Annotated in this window: 19 protein-coding genes and 2 tRNA genes; 13 read left to right on the top strand and 8 right to left on the bottom strand. The window is 61.1% G+C overall.

What is annotated here, in order from left to right:
- The first annotated feature begins 26 nt into the window (after positions 1-26).
- Positions 27-1103: a DUF6625 family protein gene (locus ACK8CP_RS11050; RefSeq protein WP_414831806.1), complete on the top strand. Its 1077-nt coding sequence runs from the start codon at positions 27-29 to the stop codon at positions 1101-1103.
- Between the two features lie 260 nt (positions 1104-1363).
- Here ACK8CP_RS11050 and ACK8CP_RS11045 read toward each other — a convergent pair.
- A tRNA-Pro gene (locus tag ACK8CP_RS11045) sits at positions 1364-1440 on the bottom strand.
- Between the two features lie 192 nt (positions 1441-1632).
- Here ACK8CP_RS11045 and ACK8CP_RS11040 point away from each other — a divergent pair.
- Positions 1633-1707, top strand: a tRNA-Gln gene (locus ACK8CP_RS11040).
- A gap of 141 nt (positions 1708-1848) precedes the next feature.
- Positions 1849-2805, top strand: coding sequence for a polysaccharide lyase (locus tag ACK8CP_RS11035; RefSeq protein WP_414831805.1), 957 nt, complete (start codon positions 1849-1851; stop codon positions 2803-2805).
- 19 nt (positions 2806-2824) lie between these two features.
- On the opposite strand, the gene ACK8CP_RS11030 is transcribed toward ACK8CP_RS11035, so the two are convergent.
- Genes ACK8CP_RS11030 through ACK8CP_RS11005 form a run of 6 tightly spaced genes read right to left on the bottom strand, consistent with a single transcriptional unit; the run spans position 2825 to position 9268 of the window.
- Positions 2825-3913: a Stf0 family sulfotransferase gene (locus ACK8CP_RS11030; protein ID WP_414831804.1), complete on the bottom strand. Its 1089-nt coding sequence runs from the start codon at positions 3911-3913 to the stop codon at positions 2825-2827.
- A complete protein-coding gene (locus ACK8CP_RS11025; protein ID WP_414831803.1) occupies positions 3906-4685 on the bottom strand; it encodes a polysaccharide deacetylase family protein in 780 nt (259 codons plus the stop codon). The genes ACK8CP_RS11030 and ACK8CP_RS11025 overlap by 8 nt, the downstream gene beginning before the upstream one ends.
- Positions 4685-5827: a glycosyltransferase family protein gene (locus ACK8CP_RS11020; RefSeq protein ID WP_414831802.1), complete on the bottom strand. Its 1143-nt coding sequence runs from the start codon at positions 5825-5827 to the stop codon at positions 4685-4687. Before ACK8CP_RS11020 ends, ACK8CP_RS11025 begins: the two co-directional genes overlap by 1 nt.
- Positions 5827-6915 carry a glycosyltransferase family 4 protein gene (locus ACK8CP_RS11015; protein ID WP_414831801.1) on the bottom strand — a complete coding sequence of 363 codons (1089 nt, stop codon included), beginning with the start codon at positions 6913-6915 and terminating at the stop codon, positions 5827-5829. The genes ACK8CP_RS11020 and ACK8CP_RS11015 overlap by 1 nt, the downstream gene beginning before the upstream one ends.
- Positions 6912-8165 (bottom strand): glycosyltransferase family 4 protein, encoded by a 1254-nt coding sequence (locus ACK8CP_RS11010; RefSeq protein WP_414831800.1) that lies wholly within the window; start codon positions 8163-8165, stop codon positions 6912-6914. Before ACK8CP_RS11010 ends, ACK8CP_RS11015 begins: the two co-directional genes overlap by 4 nt.
- A gap of 23 nt (positions 8166-8188) precedes the next feature.
- Complete coding sequence (locus ACK8CP_RS11005) at positions 8189-9268, bottom strand: glycosyltransferase family protein (protein WP_414831799.1); 1080 nt, start codon at positions 9266-9268, stop codon at positions 8189-8191.
- A gap of 587 nt (positions 9269-9855) precedes the next feature.
- Between ACK8CP_RS11005 and ACK8CP_RS11000 the strand changes: the two genes are divergently transcribed.
- The 10 genes from ACK8CP_RS11000 (at position 9856) to ACK8CP_RS10955 (ending at position 23232) form a co-directional block, all read left to right on the top strand.
- Entirely contained in the window at positions 9856-11712 is a 1857-nt protein-coding gene (locus ACK8CP_RS11000; protein WP_414831798.1) for a dipeptide ABC transporter ATP-binding protein, read from the top strand.
- A 92-nt stretch (positions 11713-11804) separates the two neighbouring features.
- Positions 11805-13670: an ABC transporter substrate-binding protein gene (locus ACK8CP_RS10995; protein ID WP_414831797.1), complete on the top strand. Its 1866-nt coding sequence runs from the start codon at positions 11805-11807 to the stop codon at positions 13668-13670.
- A 33-nt stretch (positions 13671-13703) separates the two neighbouring features.
- On the top strand, positions 13704-14729 hold the full coding sequence (locus ACK8CP_RS10990; protein ID WP_414831796.1) for an ABC transporter permease: 1026 nt from the start codon (positions 13704-13706) through the stop codon (positions 14727-14729).
- Positions 14726-15901, top strand: coding sequence for an ABC transporter permease (locus ACK8CP_RS10985; RefSeq protein WP_414831795.1), 1176 nt, complete (start codon positions 14726-14728; stop codon positions 15899-15901). Before ACK8CP_RS10990 ends, ACK8CP_RS10985 begins: the two co-directional genes overlap by 4 nt.
- A 34-nt stretch (positions 15902-15935) precedes the next feature.
- The gene (locus ACK8CP_RS10980) at positions 15936-18605 is read left to right on the top strand and encodes an ABC transporter transmembrane domain-containing protein (RefSeq protein WP_414831794.1); all 2670 of its coding nucleotides are present in this window, start codon (positions 15936-15938) and stop codon (positions 18603-18605) included.
- Between the two features lie 16 nt (positions 18606-18621).
- Complete coding sequence (locus ACK8CP_RS10975) at positions 18622-19086, top strand: Crp/Fnr family transcriptional regulator (protein WP_128292497.1); 465 nt, start codon at positions 18622-18624, stop codon at positions 19084-19086.
- A 2-nt stretch (positions 19087-19088) separates the two neighbouring features.
- A complete protein-coding gene (locus tag ACK8CP_RS10970) occupies positions 19089-19943 on the top strand; it encodes an MBL fold metallo-hydrolase (protein WP_414831793.1) in 855 nt (284 codons plus the stop codon).
- Positions 19940-21304, top strand: coding sequence for an adenylate/guanylate cyclase domain-containing protein (locus tag ACK8CP_RS10965; protein WP_414831792.1), 1365 nt, complete (start codon positions 19940-19942; stop codon positions 21302-21304). The genes ACK8CP_RS10970 and ACK8CP_RS10965 overlap by 4 nt, the downstream gene beginning before the upstream one ends.
- Before the next feature lie 161 nt (positions 21305-21465).
- Complete coding sequence (locus tag ACK8CP_RS10960) at positions 21466-22209, top strand: SDR family NAD(P)-dependent oxidoreductase (protein WP_234630458.1); 744 nt, start codon at positions 21466-21468, stop codon at positions 22207-22209.
- Between the two features lie 15 nt (positions 22210-22224).
- Complete coding sequence (locus ACK8CP_RS10955; protein ID WP_414831791.1) at positions 22225-23232, top strand: asparaginase; 1008 nt, start codon at positions 22225-22227, stop codon at positions 23230-23232.
- Between the two features lie 330 nt (positions 23233-23562).
- Here ACK8CP_RS10955 and meaB read toward each other — a convergent pair whose 3' ends face one another.
- Positions 23563-24549, bottom strand: a complete 987-nt coding sequence (meaB, locus tag ACK8CP_RS10950; RefSeq protein ID WP_414834246.1) for a methylmalonyl Co-A mutase-associated GTPase MeaB — start codon at positions 24547-24549, stop codon at positions 23563-23565.
- Between the last annotated feature and the right edge of the window lie 56 nt (positions 24550-24605).

The following is a 24605-nucleotide window of genomic DNA, read 5'->3' as shown; positions in this document are numbered from 1 at the left end:
AAGGTTGCGGCACGTGAGGGCCAAAGATGTCCTACCATCCCCATATAGACGCGTTTCGTCCGGCCGAGGCGTTGCCGGTTTCCTCCGAGAAGCCGATGATCCTCATTCCCTTCCTCGGCAAACTGTCCGATTTCGCATTGCTTTCTCTGCAAATGCTCGGATGCAGCGCCGACCGGGCCGACATCGTCCTTCTTTCCGATCAGCCTTCACCGACTATTGAAGGTATCTCTCATGTCGATTTTCGTTCGGCTTTCGCACCGGCGAACCCACTTGGCATCTCCTATGACGCCTTGCTCGCTTATCCTTACAAGATCTGCGACCTGAAGCCGTTTTTGAATCTCGTTTTCCCGCAGGTGGTCGGAGCCGCGCGCCGCTGGGGTTGGGCCGACATCGACTGTCTTTATTCGCGCCGTATTCTGGAGCCCCTGTCCGCGCGAGCATCGAATGGTCCGCCCTGCATCTTCGGTCAGTTCGGCCATTTCCTCGTAGGTGAGTCCGACGCTTTCGACGTTACGCAGGCAGTGTTTCTCGAAGCGGATCGGCGCGAGCCGAGCTTTGCGATGTTCGACCCGCACCGGCACCTCGCGCTCGATGAGTTTCTCTTCCTTCATGTCGTGCTTACGGAATTGGAGAAGAAGGGCCTGATCGCGTGGGAACGACGTTTTCCGATCTCGATAGGCGATGTTGAGCCCTTCCACCGTTTGCCGGTGGTGGGCGGTCGGAGATTTGCGAGCTTCCATGTCGAAGAAGGGCGGCTCTTCGGTCGACCTCTCGACGGCGAAGACGTGGAGTTCGACTATATCCACGTGCAGAAACGACGTGTGGAGATCGACAGGAACCTCGGGCCAGACGATGCGATGCTTTTCTATCCTGAGGCTGACGGCTGCATGCGGCTTGCGCGCGCCAGCTCTTCCACGGCCGTTTCAACGGCACCTGATGCGCTTGCAGATCTTCGTTTCTTCCTGAAGTGCAACAGCAAGCGGCTGCGCCAGCGCTTTGCCAATCACGGTTTCGGCCCGCGTCCGCATTTGACCGCGGAACGTGTGCGGTCGATCTTGCAGGAATTGCGCCATCATATTCCGGACGTAAAAGCTGCCGCTTGAACGATCTGGCGCTGTCGAATGCATCGCAACCGACAGCGTCCTGCCGGATCGGGAGTCCCCGAATCGGCTGCAGCCGGCTCACCCGCTCGGCCGGCCGATAGGATCCGAATCAAAACTGCGATTCGCACCTTGAGCGGCGGTTCTGTCAGGGCTTGGGAGAAGAGACGTCGCGGTCTGGATCTTTGGCCTAGACTGGGCCGGCAGCATAGGCCGGCAAAAGCTAAGGGGCCGCGATCCCGCCCCAAAGCCTCGGGATAAAATGGTCGGAGTGGCAGGATTCGAACCTGCGACCCCCTCGTCCCGAACGAGGTGCGCTACCAGGCTGCGCTACACTCCGCCAAAGCGGGGTGGCTTATAGCCTTGCACCGCTTCAGCTTCAAGCCATCTTCTTAATGTCATGCAATGGATTTCGCATAAGAGGCCTGCAGCTATGTCGCAGGCTGCTTCGCAGGCTCTTGATGGGCTCGGCATGTTGCCCAATTTCGTCAAAGCCCTTATAGGCGCATTCACTGCTCTCGCGAGCGTGCATTGGGGCGTAGCCAAGCGGTAAGGCAGCGGCTTTTGGTGCCGCCATTCGCAGGTTCGAATCCTGCCGCCCCAGCCAATTCCCTCATGTTTCGTAGTCCTGCTGGTCGCTTTCCGCGGATCGGTCGCGGCCGGCTGTGGGTGGCAACCGCCCGCAGAGCGTGGATTGCGTGCGCAAACCGTGACCGGTAAGGGCTTGTGGGGATCCCTGCCTCTGGTGATGAGACCGATGCGCTTTTTCCTGCCGCTCCTTTTTGCCGGCCTTTGGTTCTCTTTCTTTGCATCCGCCGGACAGGCGAAAATGCTGCGAGAGGATTTCGAAAGCGGCGAGCTCGATCCCGCCGTTCTCTATTACAAAGACAATTTCGAGCAGCGGGCCGGCAGCTACCGCTTCGTGCCAGGGGAGGGGCGGGACGGCTCGACCGCGATCGAGCTCACACTTGACGAGCATTGTCCGCCACAGGCGGAAGATTGCAGCGAGCGTGCCGAATTGTGGGAATCGAAGAGCGCCCATCTGCCGTATGGAACGCCCGTCTGGTACCGCTTTTCGGTGCGTTTCGTCGGTCCCCGCCCGGACGGTGATCACCGGCACGTCCTGGCGCAATGGAAGCGTACGATCCCGAAGGGCGTCCCCGGCAATTCGAGCCCCTTCCTGGCTCTGAGACTGCGCGACGGGAAGCTCTTCTTCACCGTCGAGACCGAATTGCTGAAGCCGCTGCTTTCCGCTGACGGGACCAGGATCTCCCCGTGCCAGCCGGGCGAAATGGAGGTCTGGAACCGACCCTATGATGGTCAAAGCCGTGGCTGGGTGATTGCGGAAGGTGGCGATCGACCTGCCCGCCACGAAGAGTATGACGCCTGCACGGACGAGATCCATCTGACCCGTTTTGTGCCGACCTTGCCCGAAGCGGAGGATGGCTGGTTCGATATCATCGCTTTCACACGCGCCGGGCCCGACGGTGACGGCCGCATCGAACTCTTCGTCAACGGCGAGCGGGTGGCGCAGGTGACCGGCCGCATCGGCCATCACCATCTCGGTCCGAATCAGTATTTTAAATTTGGCCCCTACCGCGATGCCGGCGACGGCACGTGGTCGCTCTTATTCGATGATTTTGCGCGCAGCGAGAAATGCACCGATATGCTGGCGGAGGCGATTTGCCGCGAGCTCGGCTTGTGAGAACGCAGAGGTGGCGGGTCTACGAGGAGGGCGTCTCAAGACCGAACTCTGCACGAAAGCGGCGTGCCATATCGCCGTTCACTTCGTCACCGAGCCGCTGGTAGCGTGTTGGTGAAATCCGCAAGGTGGGTGCCGTCGCGCCCCCAAGAAAGCTGAAGATCTCGGCAATGCGCTCTTCCGGTGCTGCGAGAACGTCCTCGTAGACGACATTGAGTGCTGGCCTTCCTGTCCTGAAAAGCCAGTCGTCGATGGTGGCTTCGGCGGCGCTGTGCCGGCGATAGGAGGCGAGGATGCGCTGATAGTCGTAGGTGACGGCCTCTTTCGCCTCGCTGTAGGCGGCCATCGCTTCGCTGTTGCGCACATGCCAGACCTTTGTCGCTTCCGCGATATATTCCGACACCGCCTGGGCCACACGATCACGCCGACGAAAGCGGATGAAGCGCGTCTTCGCGGCAAGGCGCTGGACCACGGCCCGTTCGCTGGCATCGAGAAGCGGAGCAAGCGAAATGGCGAAATCGTCGATGACCTTTGTCCCGAAGACCCCGTTTTTCTGCTCCTGCCGCACAAGAAGGGCGAGCCAGCGGCCGAGATCCACCCCAAAGCGGCTTCGGTGACGTGCCATGAAAACGATCAGCGGGCGCAGATGCTCGGTGGGCCGACCGAGCCGTCCCGTTTCGCGCAGGAGATTGACGAACCAGGTGGAGCCAGTGCGGGGCCCGCAGATAACGGCATAGAGCCGGCTGGGCTCCGGCTCGCTGAGGACGCCGGTGTCGTCGGCAAGGGGATCGGCATGTGCCGCTGCTCTGAGAGCCGCATCGCCGATGAAGCCGGCGACGATCGTATCCGGAAACCGGCCTGTCAGGCGATGTTTCAGACCTGCTTCATCATCGCACGAGACAGCGATGATCTGGCGGGGATGGCGAGCGGAGGCCGATGATCCTTCCTTGAGAAGAAGGGCGGCATAGGCACCGTTGCGGTAGCCTTTCAGGAATTCGGCACATGTGGGATCTGCCGCGATGCGAACATCTCCGGCATCCTGAAAACGCTGCAAGAGGCCGAGCTTCTTGACGGCGCGAAACAACTCCCGCGGGCTTGGCGGTTCACCCATGGGTCGTTGGGCACCCCGGCTCGCGGAGCGCGAAAAGCTCCTGAAGAGGCGGAAAGGCTGCGCCAGGATGATTTGCAAGGAGCGTCAGCAATTCGCGGGAGAAGGCCCAGCAGGCTTCGTCATGGGCGAGATGGTGAGTGAGCACGCCGATCGGTTCGCTGGCGCCTGCGAGCCGCCGCTCCGCCTCCTGGGTGAGAAGGCGGTAGGCCGCCTCTCGGCCGATGAAGCCGCGCGTGTGCCGCCATTCGATGATGTCGAGATGGGTGTTGCATTCCCCGCACGCGCCCTTCGTCGCACCAAATCGCGACAGACCCTGGATCCCGAGCGCAGTCAGCCCCTCCACAACGGGATGCGAGACGTTGTTCCATGGCGGCACAAAGACGGGGAGGAGCCTGCCGTCGAAAAGCTGCAGCAACCGCGTGCGACCGGTTTTGACATCGGCGAGACAATTCGTCAGCGGGCGCGAGAGCGGAAATTCCGACTTCTTTTCGCCTTCCTGCGCGTGATTTCTGTGCGCCAGGCCGTGTTGCAGGATGGCGATATGGGGCTCGCGTGCGAGCCGGTCGACGAGCGCTGGGCGGGCGCCGTCCGGGATCACGGCGAGGCCGAGCGGTGGACGCCTGGCTTCGTCGATCTCGCCGAAAAGCCCCGCCAGTCTGTCGAGCTCGGGCGTCGGTTCGGTGGCATCGTCGTCGCGCCACCAGAAGGAAAGCGCCCTTCCGGTCTCCGCCGCCGCGTCCAATCGCGCGCAAAACCGCTCCGCTTCTTCCATCACGATCCTCTTTTCGCCGCCGCGATCAAAAGCTTGGCGGTTTTTTGGGCGCCATCCAGCGAAAACGGCACAGCCATCGGTCTAAGCTGCATCGCCTGGTCCACTGCCCGGGCGAGGTTCTCCGCAGAAAGAGCTTCTTCTGGCACGACGACGGCAAGCCCATTGATGGCAAATAGGTCTGCACGCTGCGTTTGCTCGGTTTCAGATCCGGCCGCGAATGGAACGAAGAGCGCGGGCACCTTGGCCTGCAAGATGTCGACAGCGGTGTTGTAGCCAGCCTGGCTCACCGACAGCCGCGCACGTTTCAGGAGATCTGGAAAGTCACGCCTTGCTCGCTCCACAACGATGCCCGTCGGGGCAGCCTTCGCAAGAGCGGCAAAATCTGCGGGGCTTAGATGGGGACCAGCAAGCACCCGCCAAAGGCATGTGGCTGCATTGGAGCTATGCAGGCGCGCTGAAAGCGCAGCCCGCAGGATGGCTTGTCCCACCGCTCCACCTCCGCAAGAGACGATGACCTCGCCTTCCCCATCACCATCCGGTGCGGGCACGGTGGAACTGGAATTGACATAGCCCGTGTAGGTGACGAGCGGCGCGAGCCTTTCCGCTTCCCCGAAACTATGTTCCAGCCGCACGAGCTGCGGATCTGAATGGATCAGGAGCTTGTCATAATAGGCGAGGGCAAGATCGGCCATCGCCTTTTCTTTGTCGGGCGGCTTCCGCACCAGGATGTCGCGAACCGAAGCGGCGATGATGGGTTGCCGGGGCTTCGCCCGTAACTTCTGAAGAAATGGGACGAGCTCTGTCCGAAAGGCGCGCCTTGCGAGCGGGAATGCCTCCGTCACCACGATGTCGGGATCGATCCGATCGGCGAGCGCGAGAAGGATGTCGCGTCGCCGTTGCCAGAAGGCATCATCCACCTTGCGGCCATTGTCATCGATGATGGCGCTGAAGGCCGGATCGGATGCCCGTGCCGCCGGTAAAGGCGTGACCTCGATGCCCTGTGTATCGACGGAGCCTGGCAGAGACGCCCCGGTTACGAGCGTGACGGCGACGCCTTCTTCACGAAGCGCGCGCGCGATCGCGCCGGCGCGGACCGCATGCCCGACGCCCAGAAGATGCTGAACCCAGATCAGCGCCCGCATCAGGCGGTCTCGCGGGCGGTGGCACCCGCTCGCGCGATGAGGGAGGACAATCCTGCCATGCCCGCCTCGAGGCTGTGCTTTTCGGCGGCGATCAGCCGCCCCTTGGCGCCCACCCGCGCCCGCAGCCCAGGATCAGCGAGCCGGGAAAGCGCCGCCACGACATTCTGCGGCTCTTGCGGCTCGACGAGAAAGCCGTTCACGCCGTCCTGCACCAGATCTGGCACGCCGCCGCCACGGCCTCCAATGATTGGAAGGCCGCTTGCCATCGCTTCCAGGAATACAAAGCCGAGTGGCTCTTTGTGTGCGGGCCACACGAAAACATCAGCCGCCGCGTAAAGAGCGGGCATCGCGTCCGGCGCGATCGCGCCGATGAAGCGTGTGCTGGCTTTCGGGAAGAGCGGTTCGAGCGTGGACCGTTCTGGGCCGTCCCCCACGGCGGTCAACGTCCACTCTGCCTCCTCCCATGCCGCCAGTGCTTTCGCGAGGGCCTGGTATGTGGAGGCCTTGCTGCCTTCCCGCATCATGCCGACAGCAAGAAGCCGGAGGGATCCAGAATGCGGCTTGCTTTCGACGCGCAGAAACGGACTAAGCTCCATGAAGGGTGCGAGATGGGTAAGCCGCGCCGGCGGCACGATTTTGCGAAGTCCTGCAAGATCTTCAGACTGGATCGCCGCGACCATGTCGGCTTTCGCAAGCGCCGCCTCCGCAGCCGCAGCCCCCTCGCGCCAGGGGCCGGAACGCTGCTTGTCCGCGAAGCTTGCCTCGATCACGACATAGGGGATTCTAAGTCCTGCGCTGATCTCGGGTCCGAGCCAATCCGGCGCCTTGTGATAAAGGTGATAGGTAAGCCAAAGATCCGGAGGTGCGGTTTCGAGCTGGCCACGCACCGCCGCCCGTTCCGCCTCTGCGGCATGCGCGAGCGCGGTCTGTTCTTCAGGATTGCGGCACCAGCTGCGGAAGCGAGAAACCACCTCGACCTCGTGCCCAAGAGCCTTGAGAGCGGCAAGAATGGCGCGGGCAAAGGTTCTGTCACCGGATGCAACAGGATGGTCCGGAGGTTTCATCGGCGCGTAGAAAGCAATCTTCATCTGGCGCTCGCGGCAGATGCTTCTTGATCCTCCTGATCGCCAATCAAAGAAGACCGCAGCATCGCTGCCACCTTGTCGATCCCCGGCGTTGCGGCAAAATCGGTATGTGCTCGCCGGAAGGCCGCAAGACCAAGATGGCGTCGGAAGTCTCCGTCGCGCATCAAAGCTGCGATCGCAGTCGCAAGTCCCTCCGTATCCCGTTGCGCCACGAGACGGCCGGTGACGCCATCTTCGATGAATTCCGGGATCGCCGAGACACGGGTTGCGATGATCGGCAAGGCGAAGGCGGCCGCCTCCAGAATCACATTCGGCAGGCCATCGCGATCGCCATCCGCGGTCACGCGTGACGGCAGGACGAATAGATCGCCCTGATCCAAGGCTGCGAGAACGGCGGCGCGCGGCTGCGGTCCGCGAAACTCGATACGTCCTGAAAGCCCAAGCCGTTCGGCTTGTGCCTTAAGGGGTGCAATCAGTGCGCCGCCGCCGATATGGACGAGCCGCCACCGGGGCTCCGCAGGCAGACGTGAAAGCGCCGTGAGAAGATCGTCGAAGCCTTTCTTCTCGACGGCTCGACCGACGGTGATGAGCGTGAAGCAGCTGGCGTCCGAAGGCTCACGGCGCGGCTCTTTGGGAAAGCGGGAAAAGTCGAGACCGTGATAGACGAGCACGATCTTCTCGGGATCGTCCGTCAGGCTTCGAAGATACTGAAGGTTCGCCTCGGTGCAGGTGACGCCCCATGCGGCGCTCGCGAGTTTGTCGGAGAGCTCTTCTGGTGGTGTTGTCCAGATATCCTTGGCGTGGGCCGAAAACGACCAGCCGATGCCCGTCATCAGGCTTGCATAGCGCACGACCGAAGCGGGGGTGTGCAGGAAGTGGCAATGCATCCACCCGATATCATCTGGCATTTCTGCAGCAAGCACAGCCGCCTGTCCGAAGCGGCGCTGACGGTTGGCTGTCGGATCGCGGGCGAAGTCCTTCGCGAACTCAGCTTTTGCCGCTTCAAAACCCGGAAGCTTCTCCACCTTCCGCCGTGCCTGTGACACCCGTTTCGGATCGTCTTTGAGATATTCCGGAAGATAATAGCGCTCGGCTTCGATTTCGCGGTGGATGTCGTGTTCATAAGGATCGGTGGGATGGCGCAGCGAGACGATGCGTTGCGCGATGCCGCGCCGCTCCAGCCCTCGGATCTCCTGGGCGATGAAAGTCTCCGACAGGCGCGGATAGCCTTTGAGGATTGTCGCGACGCGCATTTTGAACCCGCGAGAAGCCTTGCTCACGGCAGGCTGCGCTTGAGGGCGGGGGCTTCCAGAAAGGGCGTGAGCAATTCACGGATCGTCTCCCAGCCATCGAGGAGGCCCGGAACGAAATGCTGCGATGGCAATGGTCGCTCTGGCAAATCCGCAAGCGCTTCGGTGATGGCGCTCACATCCGGGTAGTCGTCGATCGGCAGATGCGTGCACAGACCGAGCTTCTCCGCCTGTTCGGCTCGGATCGCCTGCTCGCGCCTCGGAACGACGCGTGGGATGAGGAGCGTCGGCTTGTCGAAGGAAAGAGCCTCGCAAAACGTGTTGTAGCCGCCCATGCCGACCAGGGCGATGGCATCGTTGATGAGTGGTTCGAGTTGCGGCGTAAAGCGCATCGTCTTGACGTTGCGTAGCGATTGTGCCCGCTCGAAGAACCCCAGCTGATCGTTATGCGCCATGAAAGGTCCGAGCACGATCAATGCGGGAAAGAGCGGCCGCTCCTGCGCCTCATAGGCGCGCAGCACCCAATCGACGAGCTCAATCCCGTCCGCTCCGCCGCCCGGTGTGACGAGGATGAAGGGATCGCCGTCGAAAGGCTGCGGATGGTTCGGATCGAATCTCGGCAGCTGGCGCCGCAGATAGCCAGTGAAGACGATTTTGTCACGGACAGCGTCACTGATGGGCAGCCCGGCGAGTGGGTCATAGATGGAAGGCAGGCCATAGACCCAGATATCGTCATAGAGGTCGCTGAGGGCCCGATAGGAATCCTTGCGCGCCCATTCCTGGGCAAGGATCTCCTGATCGTCGAGCACATCGCGGAGACCGAGTATCAGGCGCGTTCCCTGCCTCTTCAGGAGAGACAGCGTGGGCCGTACTTCGCCTCTCAATCCGTAGGGCTCTTTGTCGACGATAAAAATGTCCGGTCGATAGATGGAGGCGGTATGCTCAATGATCGATGAGCGCAGCGACAACGTCTCGTCGATGTCGATCTTCGGATTAAGGGAGGTGTATTCGCCGTTCCTGAGCTTGATAACGCCCGGAACCCGAACGAAATCGACGCGCGAGCGGTACTCGAAGCTGCCGATGATCGGTGATCCCGATAGGATCATCACCGATGCATGTTCGAAATTCTCGACAATCGCCTCGGCGAGTCCCTGGCATCGCCGGAGGTGACCCAGCCCAAATGTATCGTGGCTATAGATAAGAACGCGTGATTTCTGTGTCATGCCGCTGCCGAGCCCGCCGTACACGAAAGGGCATGACCATTCCCCAGTACCAACTTGCCCCGGAGAAAGGTATCGCGCCCGTTCTTGTCCAACAAGAGAGGGGGGGGGAAGGGCTGATTGCCCCGGCGCCTTGAAGCCTTCATTGGCCGCGCATGGCAAGCAAAAAGCAGCGCTGGCTTCATGATGATCGCCTGCAAGGCGAGTGAGAGCCCGTCGCCGGACGGCTTTCTATGGCGATCTTTGAGTGCGGAACCGGCTGGCTTTGCGGCGAAGTGGAGCCGATTTCCGGGCAGTTGGCCACGGCCGGGCTCTGCCGTTCTGGCATTTCTCTCCAGAGGCTCTTGCGTAGCCGTCTTGAAGCGCAGCGAAAGCGCTTGCCTGCCATTGAGGGCTCCGCCAAGCTATGAACCGTGGACGATGTAAAGGCTCCTCACTCTCCGTCGTTGCGTCTCGATGCGGCTCCCCGCCCGGTGCTCGAGATCACCGATCTCGTGTTGGAATTCGCCGGCGACGAGGGTCGCACACGCGCTGTCGATGGCGTCTCTTTGAAAGTGCCCGGGGGCTCCACGGTTGCTCTCGTCGGGGAATCCGGTTCCGGAAAGACCGTGATTTCGCAAGCGATTCTGGGAATACTGCCGCAAAAGGGCCGTATCACAGGCGGGCGGATCGTCTTCACTGACCCCCGCGATGGCATCAGCGTGGATCTTGCGGCCAAGGACCCGCGCAGCCCTAAGATGCGAGCGATCCGCGGCGATCGTATCTCCATCATTTTTCAGGAGCCTATGACGGCGCTGTCGCCGCTTCACACGATCGGTGACCAGCTGGGTGAAGTGGTGCGTTTGCATCGTGGCGCCAGCCGGGCGGAAGCGCGGGCGCTGTCGGCCGAAATGCTGAGGCTCGTTCGCTTTCCGGATCCGAAGCGGGCAATGTCTGCGTATCCTTTTGAGCTCTCCGGAGGCCTCCGCCAACGCGCCGTCATTGCCATGGCTCTGATGTGCCGGCCGGCGCTCTTGATCGCCGACGAACCCACGACCGCGCTCGACGTCACCATCCAAGCCGAGGTTTTGAACCTCATCTGCACGGTGCAGGCCGAGCTCGACATGGCGGTGCTTCTGATCACGCATGATTTCGGCGTCGTCGCCAATATCGCCGACTATGTGGCGGTCATCTATCGCGGCCGCATCATGGAAACGGGGGCGAGCGAAACCGTCTTCCGTGCGCCAGAGCATCCCTATCTGCGTTCACTCCTGCGCGCTGTTCCCCGTTTCGATATGGGGCCGGAGGAGCGCCTTCAGCCCATCCGCCCGATTGAGGCCCAGCCGGCCACGTTTCTGCACCGTCCCGCACAGGACAAGCGGGCGCGTGGCAACGAGCCGTTGCTTGAATTGTGCAAGCTCAGCAAAGTCTATCGGCTGCGCAAGATGGGAGACGCGCTGACCCGAACGGTGCGGGCGGTCGATCGGCTCGACCTGACCGTGAAATGCGGCGAATGTCTCGGTCTCGTCGGGCAGTCCGGCTCGGGCAAAACGACCACGGCGAAGCTCGTCCTGGGGGCCGAAACACCCGACGAAGGGCACGTGCTTTACCGCCTCGGCGGTGAGATGCGCGATCTGGCGCATCTTTCTAAAGCGGAACGCTTCGCCTTTCGTCGCAAGGTACAGATCATCTTCCAGGATCCCTTTTCCTCGCTCAGCCCGCGCATGACGGTGCGCGAGATCCTGACGGAGCCGCTCGCCATCCATGGCATCGGCACGGCGGCTGAGCGATACGAGCGGGTGAAGGAGCTTGTACGCATGGTGGGGCTGAGCGTCAGCCACCTCCGGCGCTATCCGCATTCTTTTTCCGGCGGGCAGCGCCAGCGGATCGGTATCGCTCGGGCATTGGCGCTCTCTCCGGAACTTCTCCTTTGCGACGAGCCGGTCTCGGCGCTGGATGTCTCGGTGCAGGCGCAGATCCTCAATCTTCTGAAGGATCTGAAGTCCGAGCTCGGTCTCACGTTTCTGTTTGTCAGTCACAATCTCGCGGTCGTCGATTATATCGCCGATCGGGTGGCGGTCATGTGCGCCGGTCGCGTCGTGGAGGTCGCCGACAAGAAGGCGATCGTCGAGGATGCGCGTCACCCCTATACGCAGGCGTTGTTGACCGCGATCCCGACGCCGAGCCTGGATCACAAGCTCGATTTCTCTGCTCTGGTGGAAAACGGCGCGAGCGAGCCGTCCTGCTGGCCAGAGCCCTACAGGCTTCTCCCCGGTATGGAACCGCGCCTGCGCGAAGTCGCGCCCGGCCATCTCGTCTGCCTTCCTGAATCCCACGATAAGGCCGCCTGATGCGCGTCCTTAGTTTTCTTTTGGTCGTTGTTTTTGTCGCGGCTTTTGTCGCTCCGGCTCATGCGCAGCCGCCGTTGATCGAGACGGAGACGTTGAGCAACACACATGACCCGGCGACGCTGCCTCCGATCGAAGAGCGCGTACCGGAGGAGCCGCTCGTCTATGATGACTTTCCCGAAGGCGGCGGGCCCGGTCGCCATGGCGGTGAACTCAAAACGATCATCACGCGGTCCAAGGATGTGCGGCTGGCCAATGTCTGGGGCTATGCCCGTCTCGTCATCTTCGATCGAAACCTAAACCTCGTGCCGGACATCCTGAAATCCGTGGATATCGAAGGTGATCGCATCTTCACCTTCCATCTCAGGAAGGGTCACAAATGGTCTGACGGGCATCCGTTCACGGCCGAGGACTTCCGCTATTATTTCGAGGATATCGCATCCAATCCGGAGCTGATGCCGACGGGACTTCCGAGCTTTCTCCTGGTCGACGGCAAGGGGCCGCGCTTTGAGGTGCTGGATCCGCTGACCGTGCGCTATTCCTGGGATGGCCCCAATCCCGGATTTCTGCAGAACCTCGCCAAAGCACGGCCGCCCTTCATTTATCGTCCGGCGCATTTCCTGAAGAAATGGCATGGGCGCTATGGGAATAAGGCATTCATCGAGAGCGAGATGGCACGCGACCGCAAAAGGAGTTGGGCGGCCGAACACAATCTCATGGACGATATGTACGGCAACGAGCATACCGGGATGCCGACCTTGCAGCCGTGGGTTATCCAACCCAGCTCAGGTCGCCGCTTCATTCTCGTCCGCAATCCCTACTATCACCGCATTGATCGCAATGGACGCCAGCTTCCCTATATCGATCGCGTCGTAATGGATGTCGCCGACGCACGCCTCGTCGCTGCGAAGGTGCATGCGGGCGAAGCGGACTTGCAGGCGCGCGGCCTGAGTTTTTCAGACATTACCGTGTTGAAAGACGGAGAGCAGGAGCGCCGTTATCAAACGTTGTTTTGGCCTGATGCTCGAGCCGCGCGGATCGCGCTCTATCCAAATCTCAATGTCGAAGACGAAGCTTGGCGAAAACTCTTTCGCGATGTGCGCTTCCGTCACGCGCTTTCGCTCGGAATCGACCGTGAGCTCATCAATCGTGTTCTTTTCTTCGGCCTCGCTGAACCTTCCAACAATTCCGTCACACCGCTGAGCCCGCTCTTTCGACCGCCCTATCGGAGTGCCTGGACCGAGTATGAGCCTAAGCGGGCGGAAGCTCTCCTCGAGGATATCGGGTTTACCGAGCGCCGTGGCGATGGCATTCGCATGCTGCCAGATGGACGGCCCCTGCAGATCATCGTGGAAACGGCGGGAGAGAGCCCGGAGATCGTCGACGCTCTGGAGCTCATCCGCGAGACATGGCGCGAGATCGGTGTCGATCTCGTCATCAAACCGTCTGAGCGTGACAACATCCGCCGCCGTGCCAATGCCGGGCTCGTGCAGATGATAGCCGATGCCGGCTTCGACAATGGCATTCCGACAGCTGACATGCCGCCTGACGATTTTGCGCCGGTCTCTTACGAAAGCTTCATCTGGCCCGCCTGGGGCGAGTATTATGCGCATCGTGGCGCCAAGGGAGAGCCGGTCGACTATCCACCCGCGAGCGAGCTCCTGAAACTCTATGATGCCTGGCAGCACACGGTGACGCTGCAGGAGCGCCAAATGATCTGGAGGCAGATTCTGGAGATTCATGCCGCGCAGACGTTCTCCATTGGTATTGTCGCCGATGTTTTTCAGCCTGTCGTACGCTCCAACTATCTGCGGAATGTGCCTCCCGCCGGCATCTATGGCTGGGATCCCGGCGCCCAGTTCGGTCTTCACCGCATGGATGCGTTCTGGTTCGACGACAAGCCGAAGATGGTGGATGCGCCCCTCTTCGGCAGGACGAAAAGCCTTGCGTCAGGTGAGTGAAGCTCGCTTGATCGTCTGCGAGAGGAGGGGCTGATGCTGCGCTATATGCTCCGCCGCCTCCTGGGTATGATCCCGACGCTGTTCGTCATTTCGTTTCTGATCTTCTTGATCATCGAGTTGCCGCCGGGCGACTATCTCACCAATCAGATCGCCGCCTTGCGCGCTGCCGGCGAGGGGGCGAGTGCCGACAAGATCGCCTTCCTTCGAACCGAATTTGCGCTCGATCGCCCGTTTCTCGAGCGCTATTTCATCTGGATCGGCCTCTGGCCGGGCCCCACGGGCTTCTCCGGTCTTCTGCAAGGTGATTGGGGCTGGTCGTTTGAATATAACGCTCCCGTCGAGACCGTTATCGGCCCGGCTTTGCCGCTCACCATTATCTTGAATTTCGCGACGATCCTTTTCGTCTATGCGGTGTCGCTGCCGATTGGCGTCTATTCAGCCATGAAGCAATATTCATTCGGAGATTATTTTTTCACGTTTCTTGGCTATATCGGCCTTGCGACGCCTAATTTTCTCTTGGGGCTCGTTCTTCTCTACTATTTCAATGTCTGGTTCGGCATGTCGATCGGCGGCCTCATGGATCCCGTGTATGTCGACGCGCCGTGGTCGCTCGCCAAGGTCGGCTCACTGCTGTCGCATCTGATCGTGCCGACAATCGTCATTGGCACGGCCGGCACCGCCGGGATGATCCGACGGCTGCGGGCGAACCTTCTCGATGAACTCGACAAGCAATATGTGCAGACCGCTCGCGCCAAGGGGCTGTCGGAGGAACGCCTGGTCGCGAAATATCCGCTCAGGATGGCGCTCAACCCCTTTGTCGCCGATATCGGCAATCTCATTCCTTCACTCGTCTCCGGCTCGGTGATCGTCTCCGTGGTGCTCAATCTGCCCACCGTCGGGCCGATCCTCCTTGATGCGCTGCAGTCACAGGACCAGTTCCTGGCAGGCTTTATCCTTCTCTTCGTCGCGATCCTCACTTTGATCGGCATGCTCGTCTCTGACCTCCTGCTCGCCGTGCTCGATCCCAGGATCCGGCTTGGTGGGGCCGCCCGCAAATGAAGAAGCGGCCATCTTCCGAGGGCGAAGTCTTTCCGCGCTACGTCGATCAGGCGCCCTTTGACCCGTCTGTGGCCGAAGTTCTGACGCCCGAACAGGAGCGGTTTTATGCAGCCTCCGCCGCCCGCATCATGTGGTGGAAGTTCCGCCGCCACCGCCTCGCCGTCCTCGCAAGCTTCGTTCTCTTTATCTTTTATCTGACGGTGCCCTTCGCGGAGGTGATCGCGCCTTATGCGCCCAATGAGCGGCATGTCGATTATCTCTATGCTCCGCCCCAGGGTGTGCAGCTCTTGCACGACGGACGGCTCATCGGCCCGTATGTCCATCCCTATATCGCCAATGTCGATCTCGATCGTCTGCGTTGGGAATACACACGCGCTCCTGAGGAGGTGCAGAAGCTGCGCTTTTTCTGCCAGGGCGAGCCTTATCGGTTCTGGGGGCTGTTTCAGGCCCGCTTTCATCTCGTCTGTCCGCCGGTGGGCGGAACGCTCTTCCTCGCCGGCACCGACCGCCTCGGACGCGACGTCTTCTCGGGTCTCGTCTATGGCGCCCGCATTTCTCTGACCGTCGGGCTCGTCGGCGTTGCGATCTCTATGCTGTTCGGCGTCGTGATCGGCGGAGCCGCTGGCTATTTCGGCGGCTGGGTCGATGCCGCAGCCCAGCGCGTGATCGAAATTCTTCGCTCCCTACCGGAGCTTCCACTGTGGATGGCTCTGTCCGCGGCGCTCCCCGTCACCTGGAGCCCGATCTTCATTTATTTCGGCATTACCATCATTCTGGGACTTCTCGACTGGCCGGGCCTGGCGCGCGCCGTGCGCTCGAAACTCCTGGCATTGCGCGAGGAGGAATATGCCAAGGCGGCAGTTCTCATGGGCGCCTCGCCCACCCGCGTTATCGGCCGCCATCTCGTCCCGGGCTTCATGAGCCATTTGATCGCGAGCGCCACTTTGTCGATCCCGTCGATGATCTTGGGCGAGACAGCTCTCTCCTTTCTCAATCTTGGACTGCGACGCCCGATCATCTCCTGGGGGGTGATGCTCAACGAGGCGCAGTCCGTGACGATCATCACCGTTTATCCATGGCTGGTTGCACCCGTAGTACCGGTGATCATCGTCGTGCTAGCATTCTCCTTCTTTGGAGATGGTTTGCGGGATGCGGCGGACCCATACAAATAGCCCTGGGCCGGACGCGGCAAAGCGGGAGAGAAGCGTGCGGGACGGCGGGCTCGACCGTAATTTCTTTCGCTATATTTGGCGCTACTCCAGGCGCCAGCAGCTCGTCATTCTAGCGATCACGCTGGTTTCTTTCCCGATCCTCTATGTCACGCTGGAGCTTCCCAAGACGATCGTCAATCAGGCGATCGGCGGCAAGGACTTCCCGAAGATCGTCTTCGGGAGAGAGTTTGATCAGATCGAATATCTGATCCTTCTCTCCTTCGGCTTTCTCTTCGCCGTCGGTCTCAACGGCGTCGTTAAGTACGTGATGAACGTCTATAAGGGGCTCGTCGGCGAGCGCACCTTGAGACGCCTGCGCTATCAGCTCTTCGAGCGTGTTCTGCGTTTTCGTCTGCCGCACTTCTCGCGTGCGTCGTCGGGTGAGATCATCGCCATGATCGCTTCTGAGGTGCAGCCGCTCGGCGGCTTCATTGCAGATGCCATCGCCGTGCCGATCTTTCAGGGCGGCACGCTCCTCGTCTATCTCTTCTTCATCTTCATGCAGGACCCGCTGCTTGGTGCTGCGGCGGTCTCACTCTACCCGTTCCAGGGCTGGCTCATTCCGCGCTTGCAGAAGCGTGTGAACATGCTGGCACGCGAGCGCGTACGCAATCTGCGAGAATTGTCGGAGGATGTCGGAGCTTCTATCGCCGGTATCCGCGATATCCATGCCAACAACACGGCCGCGTACCATCTCGCCGAATTCACCAATCGGCTACAGAGAAATTTCGACATCCGCTACGAGATCTTCAAGCGGAAGTTCATGATCAAGTTCATCAACAATCTGATGAATCAGATCACTCCATTTTTTTTCTATGCCGTCGGCGGATATCTGGTCATCAAAGGGCAGATCTCCTTCGGCGCGCTTGTCGCCGTGCTCGCGGCTTATAAGGATCTTGCATCTCCGTGGAAGGAGCTTCTCGATTATTATCAGAATTTTGCCGATACCCAGGTGAAGTATGTCGCCGTCGTCGAGCAGTTTGATCCGCCCGACCTTTACCCGGTGGAGCGTCTGCACGCCGACCCGGAACTTGATTTTTCAGCTGCGCAAAGCCTCGTTCTCACCCATGTCTCCTATTCGGGTGAGGGAGCTGGGCAGGAAGTGAACGATGTTTCGGCGGAAATTCCGCTCGGTGAAAAGCTCGCGGTGCTCGGTTCTGAAGCGAGCGGTCGCACACAGCTTCTGATGATGATGGCGGGCCTTCTGTCGCCCACCGCAGGGCGTATCGAGATTGGTGGATATAACCTTGAGACGCTGCCTCAATCTGTGCTCGGCCGGCGCGTCGCCTATGCCTCGGCGCATCCGTACATTCTCAATGAGACGATCCGCTTCAATCTGGTTTATGGGCTCCTGCATCGCCCGATCGCGCCGTCCGATGGTATCGACGAGGCCCTTCTGAGAGCTCGTCTCACCGAAGCCGAACTGACCGGTAACGCATCCTACGAGTATCTGAGCTCATGGGAAGATCTGGCCGAAGCGGGGGTCGGTTCGGTGGAAGAACTCGACCACCGCATCATTGAGAACATCGAAGCCTTCGGCATGAGTGACGAGGTTTATCGCCTCGGCCTCCAGGCGCGTTTGCCGGAGGCGCTCGGCGAGGAGGCCCGCGAGCGTATTCTTTCGGCTCGCAACATGATCGCGGAGAAAGTGACGGCGGGTGGGGCCAAAGCGGATTTCGTCGAGTTTTGGCGCGAAGACAGCTTTAATCGCAGTGCCACACTGGCGGAGAATCTGCTCTTCGGAGTGCCGCGCGACCCTGACGTGACGACCCGCGAGTTGGCGGACGTCCCGGCCTTTCGCGAGGCTGTAAGAGAGGCGGGGCTCGAGGATGTTTTGGTGGCTGCGGGCCGTGATCTTGCCGCCGCCATGGTGGAGCTCTTTTCGAACGTCAGCGGACAGAGCGATGCTCTGGCGAATTACTCCTTCATTCCGATGGACGAGTTACCGGAAGTCGCGCCGGTTCTGCGGCGGGCTAAAGATGGGATCGGCCGTTTAAAGCCGCGCGACCGCGCCCGACTGTTGGGTTACGCGCTGCAACTTGTCCCGGCGAAGCATCGGCTAGGTATCGTCACTCCTGAACTTGAGGCTCGCGTTGTCTCCGCCCGCCCTGACCTCGTGAGAGCGCTGCGGCGCAAAGCGCCCGGTGCCTTCCATTTCTTCTCGCGAGAATCCTTCAACGAGGCTCTGACGGTGGAACAGAACCTCCTCTTCGGGCACTTGCGCGCCGATCGCAGGAAAAGTCGTGAACAGGCGGAAGCTGTCATTGCCGACGCTGTCGAGCGTTTCGAGCTCCGTCCTCCTATTCTGCGGGCGGGGCTTGATTTCCGCGTCGGTATCGGCGGATCGCGTCTGTCTTCGCTGCAGCGGGTCAAAATCGGATTGCTGCGCGGGTTGATGCGTCGTCCGGAGATCCTCGTTGTCGACGATCTTTTCAAAGGCAATGGCGAGGAGGGCGAAGATGCGCGCCTGGGCAAGCTCTTGCAGATGATGGAAGGTCGCACGGTGATTGTCGGAATGACGGGAATGTCCCTCTTAGATCAATTCGATCATTGCCTTAGCTTGCGTGGTGGCGCAATTCTTGCCGACGAGCGGCCTCCGTCACGCTCTCGGTCAGGAACCCGCGGCCGGAACGAAGACGATCCAGATGCGGTCGCTGCCGAATGATGAGGAACGCGCGGTCATGAGCATGGACGAGGAAGTCAGGGCCCTTTCGCGGGTGCCGATTTTCGCTAACGTCGATGTCGCGAAATTGAAGCTTCTCGCTTTTATCAGCGAGCGCGTGGTCTTCCACCCCGGAGAGGTCTTGTGCCGGCAGGGCGAGGAAGGCGACACGGCGTTCATCATCCTGTCCGGGGATTGTGACGTGCTCGTCGATACCGGTCAGGGGCGGAAGAAAATTGCCGAGCTTGGCAGCACGGACATTGTCGGCGAGATTGCCGTCTTGTTTGAGGTGCCGCGCACGGCGACGGTTGTCGCGACGCACACGACCGAGGCCCTGGCTTTGTCGCGCGATCAGATGTTCTCGCTGCTTCGGGAATTTCCCGATGTGGCCTTCGATATCATGCGCGTGCTCGCCCATCGCCTGGAGCGCACGACGCAGGATCTCGCAGAACTGAGGGGGCGGCTGGCAGGCGAAGCGGTGTAAAAATGGAAAACCATACGGGGCTTTCGATCCGTTTCTGGGGCGTGCGGGGCTCTTACGTGGTGCCGGGCGCCAAGACCGTGCGCTATGGCGGCAATACGTCATGCATGGAAATCAAGGCAGGCGGGCAAAGCCTCGTTGTCGATTGTGGGAGCGGTGTGCACGACCTCGGCGAAGCTTTCCTAAGGGCGGGAAAACGTCGAACGACCGTGCTTTTTACCCATACCCACCTCGATCACATTTGCGGTCTGCCTTTTTTCAGACCGGCATACTGTAGGGATTTCGAGGTCCGTTTCGTCGCGGGTCATCTTCTCGCGGATATCAAGCTTCGTGACATCTTTGAACGCTTGATGGATCCCGTGCTCTTCCCGGTTCAGCCGGTCGTCTTCAAAGATTGCGCGTTTCACGATCTGAGTGTTGGAGAGGAATTGGTCTTCGCGGACGGCCTGCGTGTGACCAGTGAGTGTCTCAACCACCCGGGTGGCGCGCTGGGTTACCGCTTCGACTATCGCGGCTCTTCCATCGCCATCATCACCGATCATGAACACGGCGACCAAAGCAAAGACAAGGCCGTGGAACGTTTCGTCCGCGGCTGCGATATCATGGTCTACGATGCCACATACACGGCCGCGGAGTACCGCGACCACGTCGGTTGGGGGCATTCCACCTGGCAGGAGGGGGTGGCGCTTGCGCGCCGAGCCGGAGTCTCCCGGCCCGTGATGTTCCATCACCATCCAGAGCGCTCGGATGACGCCCTTGACCTTCTGCGTGCGCAGATGCGGAAGGTTTATCCGGCTGCAGAAATCGCCTGCGAAGGCATGGTCCTCCATGCTGGGGAGGTGACGGCGCCGGTTGCATGAGCCGAACAACGAAGGCACTCCCGCCTGGCCTCAAACGGCGGATCGACGAACTCGATGAACGAGCCGAGATCCGCATTGGCTGGGCGCAGCTGGCTCTCATCGTCTTTTTCGGTTCGGCTTACGCATTTCTGCCCCGTGCGGAAGGCTCGGCAGGCTTCAACTTCGTGCCATACGCCCTTGCTGCCTACGCCGTGTTCACGGTCCTCCGGCTTGGTTTGGCTTACCGGCGCCGGCTTGGAACTTGGCTGATCGTCGCCTCGATCGTCTTTGATGTGGCGCTCCTAACGGCCATTATCTTCTCGTATCATGTTCAATATGACGAACCCGCGGCCTTCGTACTCAAGTCGCCGACAGTTCTCTATTTCTTCCTTTTTATCGCACTGCGAGCGCTGCGCTTTGATCCGACCTTTCTTATCTTGACGGGGGCACTTGCGGTCGCAAGCTGGGTGTCTCTCGTCATCTATGCGATCTATTTTGACCCGGATTTCGCGGGGATCACCCGCAATTACGTGGAATACACCAATGGCTCGAAAGTTCTCGTGGGGGCCGAGCTCGACAAAATCATCGTCATCTCCGCCACCACCTTCCTGCTCGCCTATGTCTTGATGCGCTCGCGCGCACTTCTCGTTTCGGCGGTTCGCGACCACGTGATTGCCGGCAATCTTTCTCGCTTCTTCGCTCCGGAGATTGCCCGCAATGTCGGAGAACAGGAGCCGACGGAACTCGTGTCGGGCGTAGCAACGACGCGCGATATCGCTGCACTCTTTATCGATATTCGTGGCTTCACCGCCCTGGCGGAGGCAATGCAGCCCTCAGACGTGATGGCGCTTCTGACCGGCTACCAGAGTGCGATGGCGACCGTTATTGGTCGCTTTAACGGCCATATCGACAAATATCTGGGTGACGGCATTCTGGCGACTTTCGGTGCGGTGGATGTTTCTCCATGTTACGCGGCCGATGCGCTTCACGCTGCATTTGGCGTCTATGCCGCGGTCGATGTCTTGAATGAAGAGATGGCAAGGGAGGGGCGTGCTGTTCGCCTGCGGGTCGGCTGTGCGGTTGCCGCCGGATCCGCTCTTGTCGGCGTTGTTGGTGGTGCGGAGCGGCTTGAACACACCGTCATCGGCGTGCCGGTCAATCTGGCGGCCAAACTGGAAGATGCCAATCGCGTCGAGGGCACTGCCGGCCTTACCACAAGATCGACGCTCAAACTCGCCAAGCGCCAGGGCTTCGTGACGCCGCAACGCCTTGAGCTTCGTAGAAAGCGGCAAGTCGCCGGCCTATCGGGGAGCGTCGACCTAATCGTTCTGAAAAGCGCGCCGATGAGGGCAGAGACGGCTCCGATCACGGCTTTATCGTAAAGGGGAATGGCCTCTCGCATGCCGCAACTCCGCTGGGAACCTCACTTGTCTGCCGAATAGCGGCGCTTTAACCTCAGATGCATGAGCTGGTGGTTGGCGGCACTAATGAAAGAATGGTCGGAATCGAGCGGACGAGAGGCGCTTCCGCCTGGAGACAGGCTGTGAGCGGCCATGTCGTTGTGGCTGGAGGTGCCTCGGGCATTGGGCTCGCAACCGCCCGGCTTCTCGCTCACAGCGGCTTCCAAGTCAGCGTGCTTGATGCCAGCCGCGATTCCCTTGCCGGGGCCGATGCCGAACTCCGGGGCGGAGATGCCCTTCTTCTGGAAGCCGATATCACCGACGAAGACGCTGTCGAGGAGGCGCTAGACGAGGCGGAGGAGACTTTTGGCCCACCGGTGGGACTTGTTAACTCGGCCGGATTTGCCCGCGACCTTTCCTTTGAAGCGACTGATGCGGAAGGTTTTCGCGAGGCACTCGAAATCAATCTCACGGGGTCTTTCATAACCGCCAAGGCCGTCGTGTTGCGCATGGTCGATGGGGGAGCGGTCGTCAATGTCTCCTCGGTGTCTGGACTGCGGGGCTTCCCTGGGCGCATCGCCGATGCCGCAGCCAAGGGCGGCCTTATTGCGATGACGCAGGCGATGGCGGCAGAACTTGGCCCCAAAGGTATTCGCGTCAACGCCGTTGCTGCCGGTGCCATCGATACGCCTCATGTCCATCATTTGCACGATGCAGAGATGCGCAGATTGTGGCGCGACCACATTCCTCAGCGCCGCTACGGGGAGCCTGCAGAGGTCGCGGCAGCCGTCCACTTTCTGTTGTCGGAGGCGGGCGGCTACATCAACGGCCATGTCCTTTGTGTCGACGGCGGCTTTCTGGCTGCTGGTATTCTGCGTCCCGATTAGGCCGTGAGCTGACCTATGGAAGATCCCATTCTCGTTGAAGTGACGCGCGGCGGGTGCGTCGAAAGCCGTCACCGTGGTGCATTCGTGGTGTGTGATGCGCAGGGAAGCATGCGCGCCTGCGCTGGTGATGTCGAGCAGGCTGTGTTTCCGCGCTCGGCGGTGAAGGCGCTGCAAGCCTTGCCGTTGGTGGAGACGGGGGCGGCAGATGCCTATGGCTTCGGGCCAGCGGAGCTGGCGCTTGCTCAGGCCTCACATGGTGGAGAGCCCGCCCATGTGGCGCTCGCCCGCGCCATGCTGGATCGCTGTGGCCTGACGGAGGCGGCGCTTTTGTGCGGTCCGCAATGGCCGAGCCACGAGGAATCGATGCTGCATCTCGCCGCGAGCGGCGGCATACCGAGCCCCCTTCACAACAATTGCTCTGGCAAACATGCCGGCATGCTTGCAGTCGCTGTCGGTTGTGGCTTTGACCCCGCCGGATACGTGGAGCCTGATCATCCTGTTCAGCATCTTGTCCGCGAAGCCTTGGAAGGCGTGACGGGCGTCGCCCATCCCGTAGAGCGGTCGGGCATCGATGGCTGTTCGTTGCCGACCTATGCCGTGCCTTTGCGCGCCCTCGCGCATGGCTTTGCCCGTTTCGGCACCGGTGCAGGTCTGTCGCCCGAGCGCGCCGCCGCGGCGCAGGCGCTCTTTGCCGCCGCCACCGAGCATCCCTGGTACGTTGCCGGGACCGGCCGTTTCTGTACTCTTTCCATGCAGGCACTCGGCGGGCGTGCGCTCGTCAAGACAGGCGCCGAAGGCGTCTTCTGCGCGGCTTTGCCTGAAGTCGGCCTCGGCATCGCTCTCAAGGTCGATGACGGTGCGACACGCGCCTCAGAAGCCGTGATGGCGGAGATTCTGGCCCGCCTCGTGCCGGAATGTGCGGCCTCATTCGCGCCTTGGCGTCCTCGCGAGCTCGTCAATCGCCGCTTGATTCCAACGGGCCATGTGGGCGTGATCGAAGAAGCTTTCGCCGGTCTCAGCTGAGCCGCATTTCCGCGCCGGGGGATATCTCAAAGTGCCGGGCGTCGCGGAAGATCGTCGGCGTCTGCCAGTTCTTCGGTGACTGCACACCCTCTCGCGCTGGGGCGATCGGACCACGCAATTCCGCCGGTGCCTCCCCGTGCGGTCCGGGCAAGAGAGTCGCGGGAAGGACGGCGAGGGCTGTGAGGAGCAGCCGGTGAGAGAAAGACGGCTTTTTCATCTGCGCGATCATGGCCCAAGATGTCCCGCGCCAATCACTTTTGGTTAAGATAAAGTTAATGCAAAGCCGCGAGTTCGCGACGTTGCCTGTGTGCTCGGAGCTTGAGGAGAATCTCATCGCAGCAGGCGCGCCATCGCCTCTTCGGCCGCGGCGGCCGCGCTCTGTCCGCCGCCTCTGACCGTATCTTCGAGTCTTGTGATCTCGTCTTCGAAGCCCGCCAGGACACGTTCGCGGATGCGCTCGTCGAGAATGGCGTGAAACCAGATCACGGCCTGCCGCCTGCGCCGCGCGGCGAGGCTGCCGGTTGTCTCACCTTGTTTGCAGAAGCTGTTGATCGTCTGCCAGAGTTCGTCGAGCCCTTCATTGGCAAGCCCCGAAATTGCCAGTACCGGAACAACCCAGCCATCCGGCCTTGCCCCGAGAATGCGCAAAGCCGACTGCAGATCGCCGGCCGCCTCGCGGGCGCGCGCGGCATTTGTTCCCTCCGCCTTGTTGACGGCAAGGATGTCGGCAATCTCTACGACGCCCTTCTTCAGCCCTTGCAATTCGTCACCCGAGCCGGGCAGGGCGAGAGCCACGAAGACATCGACCATGTCGGCCACGGTCGTTTCTGACTGGCCGACGCCCACCGTCTCCACAATGATGACGTCGAATCCAGCTGCCTCGCAGACGAGCATGGCTTCGCGCGTGCGGGCCGCAACGCCGCCGAGTGTGCCGCCGGTCGGTGAGGGACGGATGAAAGCGTTCGTGTCCTGCGCCAGCCGGCCCATGCGGGTCTTGTCGCCGAGAATCGAGCCACCGGTGCGCGTCGAGGTCGGATCGACGGCAAGGACGGCGACCTTGTGGCCCGCTGCGGTCAGATTGCTGCCGAAAGTGTCGATGAGGGTAGACTTTCCGGCGCCCGGTGAGCCCGTCATGCCGATCCGGATACTGCGCCCGGTTTTTGGCCGGAGTTCTTCGATGAGCAGGGCTGCCTCGCGACGATGGTCCTCACGCCGAGATTCGACAAGCGTGATGGCGCGCCCGAGTGCCCGCCGTTCGCCGGCAACGACGGCCTGTGCAAGAGTTTTGATCGCCTCGGTCTGGTTCTTTTGCCCCATGGTGCTGTGGTAGCTGCCGGGCAGACATGGGTCCATGCCCTCGCGGATGTCTTACC

The sequence above is a fragment of the Afifella sp. YEN Y35 genome (genome assembly GCF_047553465.1).
Taxonomy (GTDB): Bacteria; Pseudomonadota; Alphaproteobacteria; order Rhizobiales; family Afifellaceae; genus Afifella; species Afifella aestuarii.
The sequence above is the reverse complement of the archived record's forward strand: the minus strand, read 5'-3'. Positions and strand labels throughout refer to the sequence as shown.